We start from the raw sequence: 19,861 nt of genomic DNA, 5'->3' as shown, positions 1-19,861 counted from the left end.
CGGGGGGAGCGAAAGCATAGAAAAAGCCCGGTCAAAGGACCGGGCTGAAACGGAAAAGATAGATCTTTAAAGATGTGCAGCGGTTAGCTGCCGCAGCGCTTTTCGGCGTCTTCAATGGCTGCGGTAAACCCAAGCAGCGAGAAGGTGTCCTTGGTCTGGGTGCCCCGCGCTGAGCGCGCCGTCAGCACCGCACCAGCGCCACGTTTCATGGCGGTGATGATCTTGGCATCATCTGCCGCCGTCGCAGGCCAGGCCCATTCGCCCTCGGTGAAAAGTTCAAACTCGCTGTCGCCAATTGTCATGTTGACCGTTGATCCGGGCGCAAAGGGGTAGCCACCGGTAAAGGTCACCTGACCATTGCCGCCATTGTCGGGGCGGAAAAAGACAAAGAGCTGAATTTCACTGCGGCGCACGGCGACCACGCGGCCATCGCGGGTATTGACGGTTTCTTTGGGGGCAGACACGCCCCAGCATTCTTTTGGGCTGTCACCCTGAAAGACGCTCCAATCCACATTGGCACCGACGCGATTGTCGGTGGTGGTTTGCTGCGCGGTTGCAGTTGTGGCCATAGCGGCCAGACACAGGCCCGCGATCACACGGGCGAGTTTCGATGCCATTTGTCCCGACTCCAAGACTGTCTCTACCTCAATTTCTGTGAGAGCGAGCAGCGTTTAGACCGCCGTCTCTACCAGATGCTCTCGCTTGCCATACACAAGCACACTAACGTAACAAGCGCTACGGGCGAAAGTGCGTTTGGCAGGAATTCGCCAAGAAAAGAGGCTGAAACGATGACAAAACCAGTTCCAATGGCAGAAGTTTGGCGCGGATCCCTACTGGAGAGCCTGCATCTGGGCCATGCGGTGATCTGCGATGACAGCGGTCAGATTGTGCGCAGTTGGGGCGATGCGGATGCGGTGATCTACCCGCGCAGCTCGGCCAAGATGATCCAGGCGCTGCCGCTGGTTACCTCTGGGGCGGCCGCCAAATATGGGCTCAGCTCAGAACAGTTGGCACTGTCCTGTGCCTCCCATAATGGCGCTCATATCCATACCGACCGGGTGAATTCCTGGTTGGCGCAGCTGGAGCTGGGCGATGATGATTTCCGCTGCGGGCCGCAAGAGCCGGATGATATCCCGGCCCGCAACGCGTTGATCAAGACCGACACCAGCCCCTGCCAGGTGCATAACAACTGTTCCGGTAAACACGCCGGGTTTTTGACCCTGAATCAGCACCTGGGTGCTGGGCCGGACTATGTCGAGATTGACCACCCGGTGCAGCAGGCCTGCCTCACGGCTTTTGAAGAAGTTACGGGCATGGAGAGCCCCACCTATGGCATTGACGGCTGCTCGGCGCCAAACTTTGCCACCACGGTACATGGCCTGGCGCGGGCGATGTCCTGGTTTGCCTCGGCTGCGGATCGCTCTGATCGGGCGTCGGATGCGGCGGCGCAGCTGGTTTCGGCGATGGCGACCCATCCGGATCTGGTGGCGGGAGAAACCCGCGCCTGCACCAACCTGATGCGGGCCATGGGCGGCAAGGTTGCGGTGAAAACCGGAGCCGAAGCGGTGTTTGTTGCCATCATTCCCGAAAAGAAACTGGGCGTTGCGGTGAAGATCACGGATGGCGCCACCCGCGCCAGTGAATGTGTCATTGCCTCCATCCTGGTGGGGCTGGGAGTGTTGGAGGCGGACCACCCGGAGACCCGTAAATATGTCAATGCGCCCCTGTTGAACCGGCGCGGCATTCATTGCGGCTCGGTGCGCCCCAGTGCCGAGATGCTGTTCTAGCCTGAGCCACCTGCCAGGGGTCTGAAAATAAAGGGGGGGCTCCCGCCCGTCGGCGTTTCGGGGCCGAAACCCCTCCCGTTGGGCCCGGCGCCGCGCTGTCGCGCGGCGCGGCAGCGCCTGGAACCGGGGGCGCGGTGATGGGGTTAGAGCATGTCCCAGATAAGTTTGATCGCCAAGGCAACCGAGGTAAGCACCAGCAGGGGTTTGATCAGGCCCGCGCCTTTGGTCTGGGCCAGAGTGGCGCCAGCCTGTGCACCGGCAATCTGCGCAACGCCCATGCACAACCCGGTGATCCACCAGGGCGTTGCCACCAGGGCAAAGGCGCAAAGCGCCCCGGCATTTGAGGCCAGGTTCAGCAGTTTGGTATGGGCGGTTGCCTTGAGGATGCCGTAGCCCGCAAGCGAGACAAAGGCGAGCATATAGAAGCTGCCAGCCCCCGGTCCCAGTAGCCCGTCATAGGCCCCACAAAGCGGCACCATGGTCAGGGCAAAGGTCGCGGGTCCAAGGCGGCGGGTACGATCCTGATCGCCAAGCCCCTTTTTGAAGGCAAAAAACAGAGCAATGCCGATCAGCAAAACCGGCAGGATCATCCGGATCCAACCGGTGGGCAAGATGGTGATCAACAGGGCGCCAAGGATGGAAGCCACAAAGGCAATCAGCGCTGACCCTGCCTGATCCCGCAGTTTAACATGGCCGCCTTTGGCATAGGCGCGAGCGGCCGTGGCGGCGCCAAACAGGCCCTGGATCTTGTTGGTGGCCAGTGCCGTGACCGGATTGGCGCCGGCCAGCAGCAGCACAGGCACGGTGATCAAGCCACCGCCCCCCGCAACCGCGTCGATAAACCCGGCAACAAACCCCGCTGCCATCAGCAACAGCAGGGTCTCAATACCCACTTCCAGCATCTGGAATTATCCTTTGAAATCGGCGCGGGCATAGCCCTGAATGTACAACAGTGCGGTCAGATCACCATGGTTGATGCGGATCTCACACTGGGCCGCGACCGAAGGTTTCGCGTGCAGCGCCACGCCGGACCCGGCGCGCAGCAACATGCCCAGATCATTGGCGCCATCGCCCACAGCAATCACATCCGCCTCGCTGATCGCAAGCTTGGCGGTGATCTGCTCGAGCGCTTCCACTTTTGCTTCGCGACCGAGGATTGGCAGGCCTGGCTTGCCGGTGAGTTTTCCATCCGCCACCAGCAATGTGTTGGCGCGGTTCTCATCAAAGCCGAGCTCAGCCGCGATGCGGGTGGTGAAGGCGGTAAAACCACCAGAGACCAGGGCGGCATAGGCGCCTTTGGCCTTCATCGTGGCCAGCAAGGCCGGACCACCGGGCATCAGGGTGATGCGGGTGTCCAGAACCTGGCCTATCACCGCTTCGGGCAGGTCTTTCAGCAGAGCGACCCGTTCCGTCAGGGCGCCATCAAAATCCAGCTCTCCGTTCATGGCGCGGGCGGTGATGTCTTTTACACGGGGGCCAACGCCGGCCTCTTCGGCCAGCTCGTCGATGCATTCCTGCTCGATCATGGTCGAATCCATATCGGCCAGCAGCATCTTTTTGCGCCGGTTGGCGGCGGGCTGCACAACCAGATCCACGCCAAGCGCCTGCAGGTCTTCCCAGACTTTCCATTGATTGTCTGGCCGGGCTTCAAGCGCGAATTCTGCTGCGATATCAGGGGCAAGCCAGATGGCTTCGCCGCCGCCCCAGGCATTGCGCAGGGAGTCGACCAGGGCCGGGTCCAGGCAGGGTGTGGCAGGGTTGCAAAGCAGCGTGGCAATATACATGAGACAGTTCCATCTGGCGCGTGGGTTGCGCTCTCATAGCCTCCGGAGCCGTTGGGAACCAGCCCCCAAACCTTTGGGCGCCGCGAGCCGACCCCTGTTTAGGACGCAGGACGAGGTTGTGATGGCGATGGAACGGCGCTCCAGCGGGGGAATGAGGTATTGCTGCCAAGATGACCCTCACCATGGCGATGATCGGTACTGTCAAAATGGCTCCGGTCCTGTCCCATAGGGCGCTTCGGGTTGCCAAGGGCCCGACTGCAGGGGAGGCTCAGCAGTTGTTGAGAAATTGCACCCGCATCGCCCCGTTGGGCCAATCCATGCCTGGCTTCGATTGCTGAAACAATTGCTGAGCGATGATTTGATATTTTTGAGGTGTCAGCACTCCGATGCTGATCATGGTCTTTTTGGCCCAGCAGTCGGCCTGCGCTTCGGCTCCAGGGAAGTAATTGCCCAGAGTATGGCCCAGCGCATGGTGGGCGCATTCGTGATAATAGAAGAATTCGACAGTGGCGGGATGCATGTTGGCGGTGACATTGGGATTCCACAGCACAACGGGCATGCCGTTTGGCGCATTCGTGGCAATCGCAATGTCAGAAATTGTCTGGTCCGGAAAATAGCTGACCGGAATGTTCTGTGCGTTGAAGCAAGTGGGATAAGATTGTGCCTGGGCGGTTTTTCCAAAAATCATCAGGCCAAGGCAGGCGGCAAAGAGAAAACGAATCATGTCTACTACTCCAGAATCAATGGTCTTGCGCAGTCGGAGGAGATGCCCAGAGCTGCGATGATTACCCTGCCCAAAGCCTAACACGGAAGTAACGCTCGCCAAGAAGTTTCCGAAAGGCGTCACGATGTGTCGTAAAAATAATCCAAAGCGGCGCTTACTCGTCTTTTTGCACTTGCAGCACGCCTGACTGCCCCCTAGCTCTGGCGGCGGGACACCCTTCCCCAACGAAGGGCAGATATCTGTAAGGATAGCATCTATGGCTACTCAGCAACCGGCGACGCGGCCGGGTAATCCGCGTTTTTCTTCTGGCCCCTGCGCCAAACCCCCTACATTTGAATTGTCCAAACTGGCCGACGCCCCTCTGGGTCGCAGCCATCGCGCCAGCGTCGGCAAGGCCAAGCTGAAGGATGCCATCGAGGGCACCCGCGAAATTCTGGGCATCCCCGCAGATTATCGTATTGGTATTGTTCCCGCGTCTGACACCGGTGCGGTCGAAATGGCCCTGTGGTCGCTTTTGGGCGAACGCAAGGTGGAGATGCTGGCCTGGGAAAGCTTTGGCGCGGGCTGGGTCACCGATGTGGTGAAGCAGCTGAAAATCGACGCCGAAGTGAAAACCGCCGACTATGGCCAGATTGTCGATCTTGCCTCGGTGGATTGCACCAACGATGTGGTCTTTACCTGGAACGGCACCACCGCCGGTGTGCGGGTTCCCAACGCCGACTGGATTGCCGATGACCGCGCTGGTCTGACCATCTGCGACGCCACCAGCGCCGCCTTTGCGATGGATCTGCCCTGGGACAAGCTGGATGTGACCACCTTCTCCTGGCAAAAGGTTCTGGGCGGCGAAGCGGCTCATGGTGTGATCGTGCTGTCGCCCCGCGCGGTGGAACGGCTGGAAAGCTACACCCCGGCCTGGCCCCTGCCCAAGATCTTCCGCATGACCAAAGGCGGCAAGCTGATTGAGGGAATCTTTACCGGTGCCACCATCAATACGCCGTCGATGCTGGCGGTTGAGGACTATCTGTTCGCGCTGGATTGGGCGCGTTCGGTTGGCGGTCTGAAGGGCCTCATCGCCCGTGCTGACGCCAATGCGCAGGCCGTGTTTGATTTCTGCGATGCCAACGGCTGGATCGCCAATCTGGCCGAGGATGATGCGACACGCTCCAACACCTCGGTCTGCCTGAAGTTCACCGATGACCGCATTCAGGATGGCGCCGCCTTTGCCAAGGCCGTGGCCAAACGTCTGGAAGCTGAAAACATTGCGCTGGACATTGGTGCCTACCGCGACGCGCCTGCGGGTCTGCGGATCTGGTGTGGTGGCACGGTGGAAACCGCTGACATCCAGGCCATGTTGCCCTGGCTCGCCTGGGCCTTTGAGGCCGAGATCGCCGCACAAGGCTAAATCTCAGGACTGATCTTGTCGCCCGGCGGAGACGCCGGGCAGCGCCCGACGCTCCCCTAAGCCAAATCCCCATTCAGGCCGCATTCGGCCCCCGATATTCAAAGGACCGCACCAACATGGCTCCCAAGGTACTCATCTCCGACAAACTCTCCGAAGCCGCCGTACAGATCTTTCGCGATCGCGGCATCGACGTGGATTTCCAGCCTGACCTGGGCAAAGACAAAGACAAGCTCGCCGAAGTCATTGGCCAGTATGACGGTCTGGCGATCCGCTCGGCGACCAAGGTGACGGACAAGATCCTCGCCAATGCCACAAACCTCAAGGTCATCGCCCGCGCCGGCATCGGCACCGACAACATCGACAAGGAGGCCGCGTCGAAAAAGGGTGTGATCGTGATGAACACGCCCTTTGGCAACATGATCACCACCGCGGAACACGCGATTGCGATGATGTTTGCCGTGGCGCGTCAGATCCCCGAGGCCTCCACCTCGACCCATGCCGGCAAATGGGAAAAATCCAAATTCATGGGCACTGAGCTCACCAATAAAACCCTGGGCGTTATCGGCGCCGGCAACATTGGTGGCATCGTGTGCGATCGCGCCCGTGGCCTCAAGATGAAGGTTGTGGCCTATGATCCCTTCCTGGGTCAGGAAAAGGCCGACAAGATGGGCGTCGAAAAGGTCGAGCTGGACGAGCTGCTCGCCCGCGCCGATTTCATCACCCTGCACGTGCCCTTCACCGATGCCACAGCCAATATCCTGAGCCGTGAAAACCTGGCCAAGACCAAAAAAGGCGTGCGCATCATCAACTGCGCCCGTGGTGGTCTGGTGGACGAAGAGGCCCTGGCCGAAGCCCTGAAATCGGGCCATGTCGCTGGTGCCGCCTTTGACGTGTTCTCGCAAGAGCCCGCCAAGGAAAACGCCCTGTTCAACCTGCCCAACGTGGTCTGCACGCCGCATCTGGGCGCGGCAACAACCGAGGCACAGGAAAACGTCGCCCTGCAGGTGGCAGAGCAGATGTCCAACTACCTGCTGACCGGCGCCGTTGAAAACGCGCTCAACATGCCAAGCGTCACCGCCGAAGAAGCCAAGGTCATGGGCCCCTGGATCAAACTGGCCGAGCACCTGGGCGCCTTTGTGGGTCAGATGACCGATGAGCCGATCAAGGCGATCAACATTCTTTATGATGGTGTCGCCGCCGAGATGAACCTGGACGCGCTGAACTGCGCGGTTGTGGCGGGCATCATGAAAAAGGTGAACCCGGATGTGAACATGGTCTCCGCCCCGGTGGTGGCCAAGGAACGTGGCATCCAGATCTCGACCACCAATCAGGACAAAACCGGCGCCTTTGATGGCTATATCAAGGTGACAGCCGTCACGGATAAACGCGAACGCTCGGTTGCAGGCACCGTGTTCTCCGATGGCAAACCCCGGTTTATCCAGATCAAAGGCATCAACATCGACGCCGAGGTGGGCGCGCATATGCTCTACACCACCAACAACGACGTGCCGGGCATCATTGGTGCGCTGGGCCAGACCATGGGTGAACACGGCGTCAATATCGCCAACTTTACCCTGGGCCGGTCTGAGGCCGGTGGCGAAGCCATTGCGCTGCTCTATGTGGACGACGTGGTCCCCGCAGACGCCCGCGCCAAGTTGGCTGAAAGCGATCTGTTCAACCAGATCAAACCCTTGGTTTTTGACGTTGCCTGATTAGGGCGATACCGCTCTTGAAGTAATAAATGCTCCCGTCTTATCAGGCGGGGGCATTTTTTCTTGTCGCTGTATCGTGTTGTGCTGGATTCGGTTTTATCACTACCCAGGCAAAAACCAGCATCGACGCCAGAAAAACCAAAGATCCGATTTTGGCGAGTGTTTCGTTGAGCTCCAGAATGGCCAAGGCGATACCCGGCACTAGGATCAGCAGGGCGATAAGCGTGAGAGCGAAATGCGTCTTTGCCAACCCTGTCACGGCGGCACGTGGCATCAGGTGATAGTAAAAAGCAAAGAGAGCGCAGCTTACCCACCCCAAGAGATTAAGATGGCCGTGGGCTGGCGATAACAGGTGGTTCTGGCTGGCTGCCATGACAATGCCCCAGACTATGCCACCTAGGGCAGAGAAAATCGCCATGATCATGAAGCTACGGCTTAATCCTGTCATTGGGTGTTTCCTTTCCTTTGTCCGCAGATGAAGTCTGCCAAGTGTTCAGGAATATTGGAAATTTATTGTTTGTATGATATATATAGATCGCATGAATTTGTCCGGATTCGATCTTAACCTTCTCAAAGTGCTGAATGCCCTGTTGCACACGGGATCGACGACGGGTGCTGCAAAAGAAGTTGGCCTATCGCAGCCTGCGGTTTCGGCCGGGTTAAAACGCCTGCGGCACGCGTTGCAAGATCCGCTTTTTGTGCGCCAGGGGCGTATGCTTGCGCCAACTGAATTCGCCCAGAACCTGAAAGTACCTCTGCGCGAGGTGCTTGACCGTACCGAGGGAATCCTATCGGGGAGCAACTCATTCTCCCCCAAGACAACCGAAGCAGTCTTTCGGCTGTTGGGAAGTGATTTCTACGCTGAACTCTTATTGCCGCCGTTGGCCTGCCTGCTGGCAAAAGAGGCACCGGGTATCAAGGTGCAGCTGGTTGATTCCAGATTGGACCAAGATATCGAGGCTTTGGAAAATCGAGGTTTGGACATGGCCCTGGTTCCGCAAACTATGTTTCCCAAATGGGTCGAGACGCGTGATCTCTTGTCCTCGCAGTTTCTGGTGATTGCCCGGCAGGGGCACGCTGCCCTGTCCCGAAGGGGGACAGTACCGGGTGGTGTTATGCCCCTGGATCTGTACTGCGGGCTCAATCATGTTCTTTTCTCAGCTGCCGGGAAACTGCAGGGTCAGGGCGATCAGGCCCTTGCTGCACTTGAACAGCGGCGAAACGTTGTGATGACTTTGCCCGGATTTTCAGGTGTTTGTAACGTGGTATCCCAAAGTGATCTGTTGGCTTTGGTGCCGGAACAGTTTGCGCGACGCGTGGCCCCCAAGCTTGGCTTGGATATCTATCAGCCACCGTTTCATGTAGAGCCGGTGCAAAGCGTTCTGGCCTGGCATACGCGTCTGTCCACTGCGCCGGCTCATCGTTGGCTCAGAGATCATATCAAGGCGTTGCTTGAGGCTGTGTAGTTATTTAAGTGTTTATTCTTGTTATTTTAGGGCAGCAAGGCTGCGATCATAATAGATACTATATGTAAGGGTATTGAATGCTGAATCAGATTTACGCGATTGGTGATATTCACGGCCAGCTGGAGATGCTGGAACAGGCGCTGGCGCGGATCGAGGCGGATGGCGGGCCGGAGGCGCGGGTGGTTTTCCTGGGCGATTATGTTGATCGCGGGCCGGACTCGCGCGGGGTGGTCGAGCTGTTGTCGCAGGGGCTGGCGGCGGGGCGCAATTGGGTCTGCCTGCTGGGCAATCACGACCGGATGTTTTCCATGTTCATGGAGGATTACCCGCGCAATGACGACCGGCTGCTGGTGGGCTACCACTGGCTGCATGATCGCATCGGCGGGGTCGAGACGCTGCAGTCCTATGGGGTCGAGGTGCCGGAACGCACCCGAATTTATGACGTCCATAGCGCTGCGCGACAGGCGGTGCCGGATCACCACCGTGCCTTTCTGACCGGGCTGGTGGATTACCACCAAGAGGGCGATTTGTTGTGCGTTCATGCGGGTATTCGCCCCGGTGTGGCGCTCGAAGATCAGATCCAGAATGACAAGATCTGGATTCGAGATGAATTTTTGGAATATCAAGGCGCACACCCCTGGCTGGTGGTGCATGGGCATACGCAGATCCATGTAGCCGAACATCGCGGCAATCGGGTCAACCTTGATTCCGGCGCCGGCTTTGGTCGTGCGCTCACGGCCGCCGTGTTTGAAGGGCGGGACTGCTGGGTGCTGGATGCAGAAGGGCGCAGTCCCTTGTTGGCCCCCTAAAAGCGCCCGCAGATCCGAAAAAAGACAATTGTGCGTAATTTGCACATTTTCAATAAAGGAATTCGGTGTAAGCTGACAGTGTGATCGGCGGTTCGGTAATGAGTTGCCTTTGGGCTTAAAGCCCGCGTTGTCAGTGTTGCCGTCGATTACCAGCTTTTGCTAGGCTTAGGGTTGATTGATCTGGTTCCAGTCTAGGACCACCTTGCCACTATCTCCCGATTTCATCGCCGCGAATCCCTTGGCAAACTCATCGACACCAAACCGATGGGTGATGACGGCGCTCACATCCAATCCGTTTTGCAACATGGCGATCATCTTGTACCAGGTTTCAAAGATCTCGCGGCCATAGACACCCTTCAGCGTCAGCGCCTTGAACACGATGCGGCTCCAGTCGACGGGAGATTTGCCCGGCGGGATGCCCAGCAGGGCGATGCGTCCGCCCATCACCAGGGCTTCGACCATCTGATCCAGCGCCGCCTGGTTGCCCGACATCTCTAGCCCCACATCAAACCCCTGGCGCATGCCAAGTTCGGCAATGACGTCCTGCAGATCTTCGTGGGCCACATTGACCGGGCGGACATTGGCCACTTTGGCGGCCAGTTCCAGCCGTCCGGGGTTCACATCGGTGATCGCCACATGGCGGGCACCAGCGTGGCGGGCCACAGCAGCGGCCATGATGCCAATGGGGCCGGCGCCAGTGATCAGCACGTCTTCGCCCACCAGATCAAAGCTGAGCGCCGTATGCACCGCATTGCCCAATGGATCGAGAATCGCGCCGATGTCATCCGAAATGTCATCGGGCAGGGGCACAACATTAAAGGCCGGCAGCGCCAGATACTGGGCAAAGGCGCCCTGTTCGTTGACGCCGATACCGCGGGTTTCGGGATCCAGATGGAACTTGCCGGCGCGGCTTTGCCGGGAATGATGGCCAATCAAATGCCCCTCGCCCGAGCAGCGCTGGCCAATCGCCAGATCGGTGACATTGCGCCCCAGCTCGACAATTTCACCGGCAAATTCATGCCCGGTGATCAGCGGCACGGGCACCGTCTTTTGCGCCCAGGCGTCCCAGTTCCAGATATGCACATCGGTGCCACAGATGCCGGTTTTGTTGATCTTGATCAGCACCTCATCCGGGCCAATCTCTGGCACCGGTGCCTGCACCATCCACAGGCCTTCTTTGGGATGGGATTTTTCCAGCGCTTTCATGGTGTTTGGACGGGTCATTGCAGGATCCCCAAGTCTTTGCCCACCTTGCCAAAGGCCGTCAGCGCGCGGGTGAGTTCATCCCGTGTCAGGGCGGCGTTCATCTGGGTGCGAATACGGGCCTGGCCGCGCGGCACCACCGGGAAGAAAAATCCCGAGACATAGACACCCTCGTCAAACAGGGCTGCCGCCATGTCCTGTGCCAGCTGCGCCTCGCCCAGCATCACCGGCACGATGGGGTGTTCACCGGGCAAGAGGTCAAACCCCAGATCGGTGAGGCCTTGGCGCCAGAAGCGGGTATTTTCAAACAGCTGCGCGCGCAGATCGGCGCCTTTTTCAACCAGCGAGATGGCTTCCAGCCCGGCAGCAACGATAGAAGGCGGCAGCGAATTGGAGAACAAATAGGGCCGCGCCCGCTGCCGCAGCAGGTCGATCACTGGCTGCGGCCCGGCGATGTAACCGCCAATGGCCCCTCCCAATGCTTTGCCCAAAGTCCCGGTGACGATGTCCACATCGACGCCAAAGTGATCCGGTGTGCCAGCGCCCTTTGGCCCCATGAACCCGGTAGCGTGGCAGTCATCCACCATCACCACGGCGTCATATTTATCCGCCAGGGCGCGGATTTCCGGCAGCTTGGCCAGATAACCATCCATCGAGAACACCCCGTCGGTGGCGATCATGATATGGCGGGCTCCATCCGCGCGGGCCTGTTTCAGCCAGGCCTCCAGATCATTCATATCACTGTTGAGATAGCGATAGCGCTTGGCCTTGCACAGGCGCACCCCGTCGATGATCGAGGCATGGTTGAGACTGTCCGAGATAATGGCATCCTCTGGCCCCAACAGCGGCTCGAACAGCCCGCCATTAGCGTCAAAACAGGCGGCAAACAGAATGGCGTCATCCTTGTTCAGGAACTTTGCCAGGCGTTGCTCCAGTTCCCGGTGGATGTCTTGCGTGCCGCAGATGAACCGGACCGAGGCCATGCCAAAGCCCTTACCCTCCATCACGCCGCGCGCCGCTTGGATCAGATCAGGGTGATCCGCCAGACCCAGGTAGTTATTGGCGCAGAGGTTGATGACCTCCTTGTCCCCCACCGTGATCTCGCCCCCCTGTGGGGAGGTGATCATTCGTTCCCGCTTATACAGGCCATCGGCCTCAATCTGGGTGAGCGTCTCAGAGATATCGTTCAGAAATGCAGTGCTCATAGCGGGAAACTCCTTATCCGTGGAATCGCATCTACCATAGCGGAAAAGATTCCCAAATAGAAGATTTCACTATCCCGGAAAAAAATCCGCAAAGGTGGATTTTGTACGAAGGATCCTGCCTGCCTCTGGGTGGGCGTGAAACTACAAATCAAAGGTCGTGCTAGGCGGCACCTCCAGGCGGCGCCCGGCCTGCTTCCGGAGGGCACGCTTGTTCAAATTGTTAGAGGGGTGCCAAATACTGCACCGCTCATAATTCGACAAAAGAGAAAGCAGAAGAATACGAAGACAATCGCCAGGTTGAGCCTCCTGCTTCAACAAGCGCTAAATCACTCTTGCTGAACGCGACTTCGATATTAGGTTATAGCAGGTCACTCATGCGTTCTTCACAATCAGAAAAACCCGTGCTGCCCCATTGGGTGCGGTGATCGCATGGCCCACGTCGGCAGCGTAGCGGGCGGTGTCGCCAGCCTGTAGGCTATCCTTGGCACTGCCGGATGTGACCTCGATCTCGCCGTCCAGAACCGTCAGCTGTTCCATCGCGCCGCGGGTATGGGGCTGGCTGGTCAGGGCGCCGCCTTTGTCGAACCGAATGTCATAGACCTCATGCCCGCCGGCCTCTTCCGGCGGCGACAGGATACGGATGCGGCAGCCTTCGCCGATGTTTTCGATCTTGGGCACATCGACGGCGCGCAAGACCTCGATGTGGTCCTGCTGGTCGCCGGATTCCAACAGGCCGGCAAAATCCACCTGTAGCGCCCGGGTGAGGTTCCACAGGGTGGCAATGGTGGGGGAGCTTTCGCCGCGTTCGATCTGGCTGACCATCGAGCGGCTGACGCCGGAGAGGTTGGCCACCGCCTCAAGGCTGAGCCCCTGGGCGCGGCGGGCCTCTTTCAGGCGGGCGGGCAGCAGGGTCAGGATATCGTCTGGGTTTTCCGTCATAACAGATGTCCTGCGGGTCCGGAGGCAATTTGTCAATGACGGGACGTTCAGTTGTGCACTAGGCCCGTCAGGGGCAGACAGCGCATGCTGCATCTGCATAATGCGCGCAACTGACTCGTGAGGAGAGAGATCATGACTGATATCGTCATTCTGGATGGTGCCCGCACCGCAATTGGTACCTTTGGTGGCGCGCTTGCCAATACCGCGCCTATTGATCTGGCGACAGTGGCTTCAAAGGCCGCGATGGAGCGCTCTGGCGTTGACCCGGAACAGATCGGCCATGTGGTATTTGGTCATGTGATCAACACCGAGCCGCGGGATATGTACCTGTCGCGGGTGGCGGCGATGCAGGCGGGCGTGCCCCATGGCACGCCTGCGATGAACGTGAATCGGCTCTGTGGTTCGGGGGCACAGGCGCTGGTTTCGGGTATTCAGTCGCTGATGCTGGGGGATGCAGATTACGCCCTGGCTGGTGGTGCGGAAAACATGTCGCGCAGCCCCTTTATCATGCAGCAGCAGCGTTGGGGCGCCAAGATGGGCGATGTGAAATCGCTGGATATGATGCTGGGGGCGCTGAACTGTCCCTTTGGCACCGGCCACATGGGGGTAACCGCAGAGAATGTCGCGGATGAGCACGATATTACCCGCGAACAAATGGACGAATTTGCCCTCGCCAGCCAGACCCGTGCGGCGGCAGCGATTGAGGCTGGCTATTTCAAAAGCCAGATCGTGCCTGTCGAGGTTAAGGTAAAGCGCGATATGGTGCCTTTTGAAGTGGATGAGCACCCCAAAGGCAGCACGATGGAAGCGCTGGCCGGGCTGCGGGCGGTGTTCCAGAAGGACGGTCGCGTCACAGCGGGCAACGCCAGCGGCATCAATGATGGCGCGGCCGCCCTGGTGATGGCACGGGCAGAGGCGGCCGAAAAGGCAGGCCTGAAGCCCAAGGCGCGGGTTCTGGGCTATGCCCATGCGGGGGTACGGCCCGAGGTGATGGGCATCGGCCCGGTGCCGGCGGTGCAAAACCTGCTGGCCAAAACCGGACTCAAGGTCTCTGATTTTGACGTCATTGAAAGCAATGAGGCCTTTGCCTCGCAGGCGCTGGCGGTGAACAAGGAGCTGGGCCTGGATCCGGCGAAGGTGAACCCCAATGGCGGTGCCATTGCCCTGGGTCACCCGGTTGGGGCCACAGGCGCGTTGATCACCGTGAAGGCGCTTTATGAGCTGGAACGGATTGGTGGATCCAAAGCGCTGATCACCATGTGTATTGGCGGCGGTCAGGGAATTGCCCTGGCGATTGAACGTCTGTGACATTGAGACGGGGTAGGGGGGCTTTGCCCCTCTGGCCCTTTGGGCCATTCACCCCAAGGTATTTTGGCTAAGATGAAAGGGGGGCGCCGTGCTTGCGGCGCCCGTTCTTGTTCAGCTCAGCAACTGACTGATGAGGAGCGTCAGCAGGATCCCAGCGGTCGCGCCAGCTGCAGTGGGGATTTGCCAGGTGCGATTCTTTTTATCGCCACTGGGCTGTTGGGATTGGGCGATCAGCGCCTGTTCCATCAGGGCGGGCAGACGCGGGCCAAAGCGGGCCATGACCTTGGCGGTTTTCATCAGATCCGAGGCAATGGCGCGGGGGCCGATGCTTTTCTTGATGTAATCCTCGACCACGGGCTGGGCCACTTCCCAGATGTTGATCCTGGGATCCAGCGAGCGGGCGACGCCTTCGACCACCACCATGGTGCGTTGCAGCAGGATCAGCTCGGTCCGGGTTTCCATGCCGAACCGTTCGGTGACCTCGAACAGGTAGTTCAGCAGGTTACCCATGGAGATCTGGCTGGCATCCATACCAAAGATTGGCTCACCGACGGCGCGAATGGCGCGGGCGAATTCATCTACATCGCGATCTGCAGGCACATAGCCGGCCTCGAAATGTACCTCGGCGACGCGTTTGTAATCACGTTTGATAAAGCCAAAGAGGATCTCGGCGTAGACCCGGCGGGTGTATTCGTCGATATGGCCCATGATGCCAAAATCATAGGCAATGATATTACCATTGGCGGCGACCTTGAGGTTGCCCTGGTGCATGTCGGCGTGAAAATAGCCGTCGCGCAGGGCGTGGCGCAGGAACAGCGACAACACCCGTTCCCCGAGCGCATGGCGATCATGGCCCGCAGCGTCCAGTGCGGCATTGTCGCCCAAAGCCACCCCATCGGCCCAGTCCAGGGTCATCACCCGGCGGGCTGACGCTTCCCAACGGATACGGGGCAGTTGGAAGCCTTCGTCGGCGCTGGTGTTGGCGGCAAATTCGGAGGCGGCTGAGCTTTCAAGCCGCAGGTCCAGCTCACCCTGTACCACCCCGTCAAAATGTTCGATCACATCCATCGGGCGCAGTCGGCGGGCGCCGGGGGCAAAGAGATCAACAATGCGGGCGGCAAAGTAGAAGGCATCGACGTCTTTGTTGAAGGCGCGTTCAATGCCGGGGCGCAGGACTTTGACAGCGACGTCTTCGCCTGTCTCGGTCAGCCGGGCGCGATGCACCTGCGCGATGGAGGCGGCGGCAATTGGCTCGCTGAATTCGGAAAACACTTCGGCCAGAGGGCGGCCAAGCGCGCGCTCAACCTCGGCCATGGCTGCCGCGCGGGGAAAGGGCGGCAGCTGGTCCTGCAACACCCGCAATTGCTGGGCCATATCTTCGCCGACCACATCCGGGCGGGTCGAAAGCACCTGACCAAATTTGATATAGGCGGGCCCCAGCGCTGTCAGGGCGCGTGTTGCAGGGGGCATGTTTGGATCGCCCTTGTAGCCAAGCCACTGAAAGGGCCAGCCCAGGGTGTAGGCCAGGGCGCGCAGGGGGGCGGGCGCGTCAAAGGCGTCCAGCACCACGTCCATGGCGCCAGTGCGCACCATGGTGGCGCCGGTGCGGATCAGGCGGATGATATTATGAGGGCCGCGCATGGTTCAGATTTTCCAGCCGGAATGTAGCGCCGCGATTCCCAGCGACAGGTTGCGGTATTTGGCATTGGCAAAGCCTGCGGTTTTCACCATCTGCAGGAAGGTCTCTTGATCCGGGAAATTGCGGATCGATTCCACCAGATACTGATAGCTGTCGTAGTCATCTGCGATGAGCTTACCCATGCGGGGGATGACGTTGAAACTATAGAGATCATAGAGTTTTTGCATGCCGTCGTTGGGCAGCTGGCTGAACTCCAGCACCATCAGACGACCACCGGGTTTCAGCACCCGGTAGGCTTCATTCAGGGCCTCCTGCGGGCGGGTGACGTTTCGGATGCCAAAGGAGATGGTGTAGACGTCGAATGTATTGTCCTTAAACGGCAGGGCCATGGCGTCGCCGGTGACCCAATCGAGGCTCTCGGCCATCTGTTCGGCCTCGGCACGTTTGCGGCCTTCCTCCAGCATGGGCGCGGTGAGGTCCAGCACGGTGGAATGGCCGTGGCCGGCGCGCCTCAGGAAGCGAAAGGAGATATCACCCGTACCACCGGCCACATCCAGCAGGCGCTGGCCCGGGCGCGGCGCCAGCCAATCCATCATCGCGTCTTTCCAAACCCGGTGAATCCCGAGGCTCATCACGTCATTCATGATGTCATATTTGGAGGCCACGGAATTGAAGACGCCCTGCACCCGCCCAGCTTTTTCATGCTCGGGGACGGTTTCAAAGCCAAAATGAGTGGTGCTGTCTGATCTGTCTGCCATGGGGACTTGCCTCTGCCGATACCGCCCCCTCTTATAGAGACCAAGGCCGGGAAGACAATTGGGCGAATATGCAGCAGGGGGCGGGGATGAAGAGATTAGCCAATGCGGCGACTGGCCTGGATCTTTCATTCATTTGGGCCACGGCTTTGGTTTATTTGCGCTGTCATGGATGGTTGGATGCGGTGTCTGAACTGATCTTTGTGCTGCTGGCTGCTGTGCCGGTTATATTTTCGGTTTCAAAGCAGCGCTATAAGAGGTTCGGCGTTGCCAGAATTTCCAAATATTGCGAAGGCTATGGAGAGATTATGGAACTTGCCGAAAGTAAGCTGAACAATGCCTGAACTGCCCGAAGTTGAAACCGTGATGCGGGGATTGCAGCCCTCGATGGAGGGCGCGGTGATTGCGCAGGCGCAGGTGAATCGGCCTGATCTGCGCTGGCCCTTTCCGGAGCGGATGGCAGAGCGGCTGACGGGGGCGCGGGTTGTGGCGCTGCGGCGGCGGTCCAAATACATCCTGGCGGAGCTGGACCGGGGCGAGACCTTGCTGGTGCACCTGGGTATGTCGGGGCGGATGACGGTGTCGGGCGATCCCTTGGGGCAGTTTGTGCATGATCACCCGCAGGCGGCCAAACATGACCATGTGGTCTTTGACATGGAAAACGGTGCGCGGGTGACGTTCAATGATCCGCGTCGCTTTGGTGCTATGGATCTGATCGACACAGCTGGCCTGGCTGAGCACAAGCTGCTGCGGGTGCTGGGGCCAGAGCCGCTGGGCAATGATTTCCACGAAGATCACCTGATTGCTGCATTCAAAGGTAAGAACTCCCCGGTGAAATCGGCACTGCTGGATCAGGGAATCATCGCGGGGCTGGGTAACATCTACGTCTGCGAGGCGCTTTTTCGGGCGCAAATTTCACCCAAACGCAAAGCGGGGCAACTCGCCGCAGCCCGTGTTGCGGCGCTGGTCCCGATCATCCGGCAGGTGCTGGAGGAGGCCATCATAGCCGGGGGGTCTTCGCTAAAAGATTTCCGCCAAGCCAATGGGGAGCTTGGATATTTTCAGCACAGCTTTGATGTCTATGGCCGCGAGGCAGAACCCTGCCGACGACAGGGGTGTGGCGGGACTATTGCCAGAATCACCCAGTCGGGGCGATCCTCTTTCTACTGTGGCAAGTGTCAAAGATAGCTTGAATGCGATGTTTGTCGTGGTAATGACTCGGTTCTGAACGGAACAACGAAAGCAATAATTATGGCCTATGAGACGATCAACGTCGATGTGCAGGACCACGTTTGTCTAATCAAACTGCATCGCCCCGAGGCGTTGAACGCACTCAATGCAGCGCTCGTGAGCGAGCTTTGCACTGCTTTGGAAGAAGCCGACGCCAGCGACAAGGTGCGCTGCATTGTGCTGACCGGATCGGAAAAGGCATTTGCCGCCGGTGCTGACATCAAAGAGATGTCGGAGATGAGCTTTACCGATGTCTATACCAACAACCTGTTTGCGCAGGTGAATGATCGCATCGTGGCGATTCGCAAACCCATCATCGCAGCCGTTGCAGGCTATGCGCTGGGCGGTGGCTGCGAGCTGGCGATGCTGTGCGATTTTGTCATTGCGGCGGAAACCGCAAAGTTTGGCCAGCCAGAGATCAACCTTGGCGTTGTGGCCGGCATTGGCGGCACCCAGCGTCTGACGCGGTTTGTTGGCAAATCCAAATCCATGGACATGAATCTCACCGGTCGTTTCATGGGCGCCGAAGAAGCCGAGCGCGCTGGTCTGGTGTCGCGGGTGGTGCCTGCCAAAAAGCTGATCGAAGAGGCCATGGGCGCGGCACATAAGATTGCCGAAAAATCCCTGCTCACCGCGATGGCAGTCAAGGAAACGGTCAATCGCAGCTATGAGCTGCCGCTGAGCGAAGGCATGTTGTTTGAACGCCGGGTGTTCCACTCGATGTTTGCAACCGAAGACCAGAAAGAGGGCATGGCGGCCTTTTTGGAAAAACGCGAAGCCCAGTTCCGCGATAAGTAATCGGTTGGGGCCAGTCCTCCTGGTCTGCTCCCAAGGTCGGGGCGGTTCTTTGGGATTGGCCCCGGCAGTTTTGCGGTGGTTTGGCTACCCCCGTGAGGCACTCGCATAGGTATTTGGCAATGTGCTTGCATATTGCAGCCCATCCCATTAAAGACCGCAGCCATACATGCGCGTGCAGCCCGCTTGGCTAGAATCACTCCGAGATCCGATCCGGGTTTGGCTGGCCTGCGCCGACATATAAACACGAACCCGAAGATAAGGTCACAGAGACATGGCAAATACCCCCCAAGCAAAAAAACGCGCACGTCAGAACGAAAAGCGTTTTGCAGTAAACAAAGCCCGCCGTTCGCGCATCCGCACATTCCTGCGTAAAGTTGAAGAAGCTATCGAAGCTGGCAACAAAGAAGATGCAGCCGCCGCTCTGCGTCTGGCCGCTCCTGAGCTGATGCGTGGCGTGACCAAAGGCGTCTACCACAAGAACACCGCTTCGCGGAAAGTGTCCCGCCTGACCGCACGGGTCAAAGCGCTGGGTTGATTCCCAACCGGGAATTTCCTGCAAGCCGGAAATTGAAAAAACTGAAGGCGTCGCATTTTTGCGGCGCCTTTTGATTTTCTCCTTATCCCACGGAGACCTTCTGCAGCTGCGAGAGATTCTTTGTCAGCAAAGCATGAGTCAACATCATAGTTTCATTGCCGCTGCCCCCCGCAAATTGCTACCACATATACAGCGATTCACTCGCTGGGGGACAGGCTGCTCACGGTAATCTTGACGGGCATCAAGGTTACTAGAAGGCGTAGAAGTTCACGGGAGGCCAGTTTGGCTTCTTAATGATTCTACGCCCTGCTGTATTGGATTTTCAATCAGCAGCCTTGTCTCACTTGTGTGCAGAAACGGTTTATAGTTTCGGGATCAGGGCCGCTGTGTGTTTGTGGCTTTTGTTGAACAATCCGTTGCCCCACAGGGGAGTGTGGTCAGGAAACCCCTGTCCGCAGGCGCAGAAGTTATGGGTGAAACGCAGCTCTGAAATGGGCGAAAAAGAATGATAGGCGAAAGATAAACAGGCCGCTGCTTGTTTTTGGGGATGCATGAGGCGCAGCAC

Annotated in this window: 20 protein-coding genes; 10 read left to right on the top strand and 10 right to left on the bottom strand. The window is 58.8% G+C overall.

Annotation, left to right across the window (positions count from 1 at the left end; translation table 11 throughout):
- Positions 1 to 83: 83 nt before the first annotated feature.
- Positions 84 to 617 carry an invasion associated locus B family protein gene (locus tag N1037_00100; GenBank protein ID UWS79454.1) on the bottom strand — a complete coding sequence of 178 codons (534 nt, stop codon included), beginning with the start codon at positions 615 to 617 and terminating at the stop codon, positions 84 to 86.
- Between the two features lie 171 nt (positions 618 to 788).
- On the opposite strand from N1037_00100, the gene N1037_00095 reads away from it, so the two are divergent.
- Positions 789 to 1,787, top strand: a complete 999-nt coding sequence (locus tag N1037_00095; GenBank protein ID UWS79453.1) for an asparaginase — start codon at positions 789 to 791, stop codon at positions 1,785 to 1,787.
- Positions 1,788 to 1,930: 143 nt separating this feature from the next.
- Here the strand turns inward: N1037_00095 and N1037_00090 are convergent, their stop codons facing one another.
- From N1037_00090 to N1037_00080, 3 genes are all read right to left on the bottom strand, one after another.
- A complete protein-coding gene (locus tag N1037_00090) occupies positions 1,931 to 2,689 on the bottom strand; it encodes a TSUP family transporter (GenBank protein UWS79452.1) in 759 nt (252 codons plus the stop codon).
- 6 nt (positions 2,690 to 2,695) lie between these two features.
- Positions 2,696 to 3,571 (bottom strand): phosphoserine phosphatase SerB, encoded by an 876-nt coding sequence (gene serB, locus N1037_00085; protein UWS79451.1) that lies wholly within the window; start codon positions 3,569 to 3,571, stop codon positions 2,696 to 2,698.
- A gap of 268 nt (positions 3,572 to 3,839) precedes the next feature.
- Positions 3,840 to 4,397, bottom strand: coding sequence for a hypothetical protein (locus tag N1037_00080; protein ID UWS79450.1), 558 nt, complete (start codon positions 4,395 to 4,397; stop codon positions 3,840 to 3,842).
- Positions 4,398 to 4,551: 154 nt separating this feature from the next.
- On the opposite strand from N1037_00080, the gene N1037_00075 reads away from it, so the two are divergent.
- Both N1037_00075 and serA read left to right on the top strand, forming a co-directional pair.
- A complete protein-coding gene (locus tag N1037_00075) occupies positions 4,552 to 5,697 on the top strand; it encodes a phosphoserine transaminase (GenBank protein ID UWS79449.1) in 1,146 nt (381 codons plus the stop codon).
- 116 nt (positions 5,698 to 5,813) lie between these two features.
- Positions 5,814 to 7,409 (top strand): phosphoglycerate dehydrogenase, encoded by a 1,596-nt coding sequence (gene serA, locus N1037_00070; GenBank protein ID UWS79448.1) that lies wholly within the window; start codon positions 5,814 to 5,816, stop codon positions 7,407 to 7,409.
- 43 nt (positions 7,410 to 7,452) lie between these two features.
- Here the strand turns inward: serA and N1037_00065 are convergent, their stop codons facing one another.
- Positions 7,453 to 7,857, bottom strand: coding sequence for a cbb3-type cytochrome c oxidase subunit I (locus N1037_00065; protein UWS79447.1), 405 nt, complete (start codon positions 7,855 to 7,857; stop codon positions 7,453 to 7,455).
- 91 nt (positions 7,858 to 7,948) lie between these two features.
- Here N1037_00065 and N1037_00060 point away from each other — a divergent pair, with 91 nt between their 5' ends.
- Positions 7,949 to 8,875, top strand: a complete 927-nt coding sequence (locus tag N1037_00060; GenBank protein UWS81408.1) for a LysR family transcriptional regulator — start codon at positions 7,949 to 7,951, stop codon at positions 8,873 to 8,875.
- A 77-nt stretch (positions 8,876 to 8,952) separates the two neighbouring features.
- Positions 8,953 to 9,684 carry a serine/threonine protein phosphatase gene (locus tag N1037_00055; GenBank protein UWS79446.1) on the top strand — a complete coding sequence of 244 codons (732 nt, stop codon included), beginning with the start codon at positions 8,953 to 8,955 and terminating at the stop codon, positions 9,682 to 9,684.
- A gap of 165 nt (positions 9,685 to 9,849) precedes the next feature.
- On the opposite strand, the gene tdh is transcribed toward N1037_00055, so the two are convergent.
- The 3 genes from tdh to N1037_00040 all read right to left on the bottom strand — a co-directional run bounded on the left by tdh (position 9,850) and on the right by N1037_00040 (position 13,031).
- Positions 9,850 to 10,908: an L-threonine 3-dehydrogenase gene (gene tdh, locus N1037_00050; protein UWS79445.1), complete on the bottom strand. Its 1,059-nt coding sequence runs from the start codon at positions 10,906 to 10,908 to the stop codon at positions 9,850 to 9,852.
- Positions 10,905 to 12,092 (bottom strand): glycine C-acetyltransferase, encoded by a 1,188-nt coding sequence (locus tag N1037_00045; protein ID UWS79444.1) that lies wholly within the window; start codon positions 12,090 to 12,092, stop codon positions 10,905 to 10,907. Before N1037_00045 ends, tdh begins: the two co-directional genes overlap by 4 nt.
- A 372-nt stretch (positions 12,093 to 12,464) precedes the next feature.
- Entirely contained in the window at positions 12,465 to 13,031 is a 567-nt protein-coding gene (locus N1037_00040) for an XRE family transcriptional regulator (protein ID UWS79443.1), read from the bottom strand.
- A 132-nt stretch (positions 13,032 to 13,163) separates the two neighbouring features.
- On the opposite strand from N1037_00040, the gene N1037_00035 reads away from it, so the two are divergent.
- A complete protein-coding gene (locus N1037_00035; GenBank protein ID UWS79442.1) occupies positions 13,164 to 14,339 on the top strand; it encodes an acetyl-CoA C-acyltransferase family protein in 1,176 nt (391 codons plus the stop codon).
- 111 nt (positions 14,340 to 14,450) lie between these two features.
- Here N1037_00035 and ubiB read toward each other — a convergent pair whose 3' ends face one another.
- Both ubiB and ubiE read right to left on the bottom strand, forming a co-directional pair.
- A complete protein-coding gene (gene ubiB / locus N1037_00030) occupies positions 14,451 to 15,980 on the bottom strand; it encodes a 2-polyprenylphenol 6-hydroxylase (GenBank protein UWS79441.1) in 1,530 nt (509 codons plus the stop codon).
- A gap of 3 nt (positions 15,981 to 15,983) precedes the next feature.
- Positions 15,984 to 16,736 carry a bifunctional demethylmenaquinone methyltransferase/2-methoxy-6-polyprenyl-1,4-benzoquinol methylase UbiE gene (gene ubiE / locus N1037_00025; GenBank protein ID UWS79440.1) on the bottom strand — a complete coding sequence of 251 codons (753 nt, stop codon included), beginning with the start codon at positions 16,734 to 16,736 and terminating at the stop codon, positions 15,984 to 15,986.
- A gap of 86 nt (positions 16,737 to 16,822) precedes the next feature.
- On the opposite strand from ubiE, the gene N1037_00020 reads away from it, so the two are divergent.
- The 4 genes from N1037_00020 (at position 16,823) to rpsT (ending at position 19,296) form a co-directional block, all read left to right on the top strand.
- Positions 16,823 to 17,077: a hypothetical protein gene (locus N1037_00020; protein ID UWS79439.1), complete on the top strand. Its 255-nt coding sequence runs from the start codon at positions 16,823 to 16,825 to the stop codon at positions 17,075 to 17,077.
- Positions 17,070 to 17,921: a bifunctional DNA-formamidopyrimidine glycosylase/DNA-(apurinic or apyrimidinic site) lyase gene (gene mutM, locus N1037_00015; GenBank protein UWS79438.1), complete on the top strand. Its 852-nt coding sequence runs from the start codon at positions 17,070 to 17,072 to the stop codon at positions 17,919 to 17,921. Before N1037_00020 ends, mutM begins: the two co-directional genes overlap by 8 nt.
- Before the next feature lie 63 nt (positions 17,922 to 17,984).
- On the top strand, positions 17,985 to 18,761 hold the full coding sequence (locus N1037_00010; GenBank protein UWS79437.1) for an enoyl-CoA hydratase: 777 nt from the start codon (positions 17,985 to 17,987) through the stop codon (positions 18,759 to 18,761).
- 271 nt (positions 18,762 to 19,032) lie between these two features.
- Positions 19,033 to 19,296, top strand: a complete 264-nt coding sequence (rpsT, locus tag N1037_00005; GenBank protein UWS79436.1) for a 30S ribosomal protein S20 — start codon at positions 19,033 to 19,035, stop codon at positions 19,294 to 19,296.
- Positions 19,297 to 19,861: the final 565 nt, after the last annotated feature.

Origin of the sequence: Phaeobacter sp. G2, assembly GCA_025163595.1 — a bacterium.
Classification (GTDB): Bacteria; Pseudomonadota; Alphaproteobacteria; order Rhodobacterales; family Rhodobacteraceae; genus Pseudophaeobacter.
The sequence above is the reverse complement of the archived record's forward strand: the minus strand, read 5'-3'. Positions and strand labels throughout refer to the sequence as shown.

Coding starts and splice junctions, on each gene's coding strand:
- N1037_00045 (UWS79444.1), bottom strand. CDS start 12,092: ATGAGCACTGCATTTCTGAACGATATCTCTGAGACGCTCACCCAGATT.
- N1037_00010 (UWS79437.1), top strand. CDS start 17,985: ATGGCCTATGAGACGATCAACGTCGATGTGCAGGACCACGTTTGTCTA.
- serA (UWS79448.1), top strand. CDS start 5,814: ATGGCTCCCAAGGTACTCATCTCCGACAAACTCTCCGAAGCCGCCGTA.
- N1037_00060 (UWS81408.1), top strand. CDS start 7,949: ATGAATTTGTCCGGATTCGATCTTAACCTTCTCAAAGTGCTGAATGCC.
- N1037_00065 (UWS79447.1), bottom strand. CDS start 7,857: ATGACAGGATTAAGCCGTAGCTTCATGATCATGGCGATTTTCTCTGCC.
- N1037_00090 (UWS79452.1), bottom strand. CDS start 2,689: ATGCTGGAAGTGGGTATTGAGACCCTGCTGTTGCTGATGGCAGCGGGG.
- N1037_00075 (UWS79449.1), top strand. CDS start 4,552: ATGGCTACTCAGCAACCGGCGACGCGGCCGGGTAATCCGCGTTTTTCT.
- mutM (UWS79438.1), top strand. CDS start 17,070: ATGCCTGAACTGCCCGAAGTTGAAACCGTGATGCGGGGATTGCAGCCC.
- N1037_00035 (UWS79442.1), top strand. CDS start 13,164: ATGACTGATATCGTCATTCTGGATGGTGCCCGCACCGCAATTGGTACC.
- N1037_00055 (UWS79446.1), top strand. CDS start 8,953: ATGCTGAATCAGATTTACGCGATTGGTGATATTCACGGCCAGCTGGAG.
- ubiB (UWS79441.1), bottom strand. CDS start 15,980: ATGCGCGGCCCTCATAATATCATCCGCCTGATCCGCACCGGCGCCACC.
- rpsT (UWS79436.1), top strand. CDS start 19,033: ATGGCAAATACCCCCCAAGCAAAAAAACGCGCACGTCAGAACGAAAAG.
- ubiE (UWS79440.1), bottom strand. CDS start 16,736: ATGGCAGACAGATCAGACAGCACCACTCATTTTGGCTTTGAAACCGTC.
- N1037_00020 (UWS79439.1), top strand. CDS start 16,823: ATGAAGAGATTAGCCAATGCGGCGACTGGCCTGGATCTTTCATTCATT.
- N1037_00095 (UWS79453.1), top strand. CDS start 789: ATGACAAAACCAGTTCCAATGGCAGAAGTTTGGCGCGGATCCCTACTG.
- N1037_00100 (UWS79454.1), bottom strand. CDS start 617: ATGGCATCGAAACTCGCCCGTGTGATCGCGGGCCTGTGTCTGGCCGCT.
- N1037_00040 (UWS79443.1), bottom strand. CDS start 13,031: ATGACGGAAAACCCAGACGATATCCTGACCCTGCTGCCCGCCCGCCTG.
- serB (UWS79451.1), bottom strand. CDS start 3,571: ATGTATATTGCCACGCTGCTTTGCAACCCTGCCACACCCTGCCTGGAC.
- tdh (UWS79445.1), bottom strand. CDS start 10,908: ATGACCCGTCCAAACACCATGAAAGCGCTGGAAAAATCCCATCCCAAA.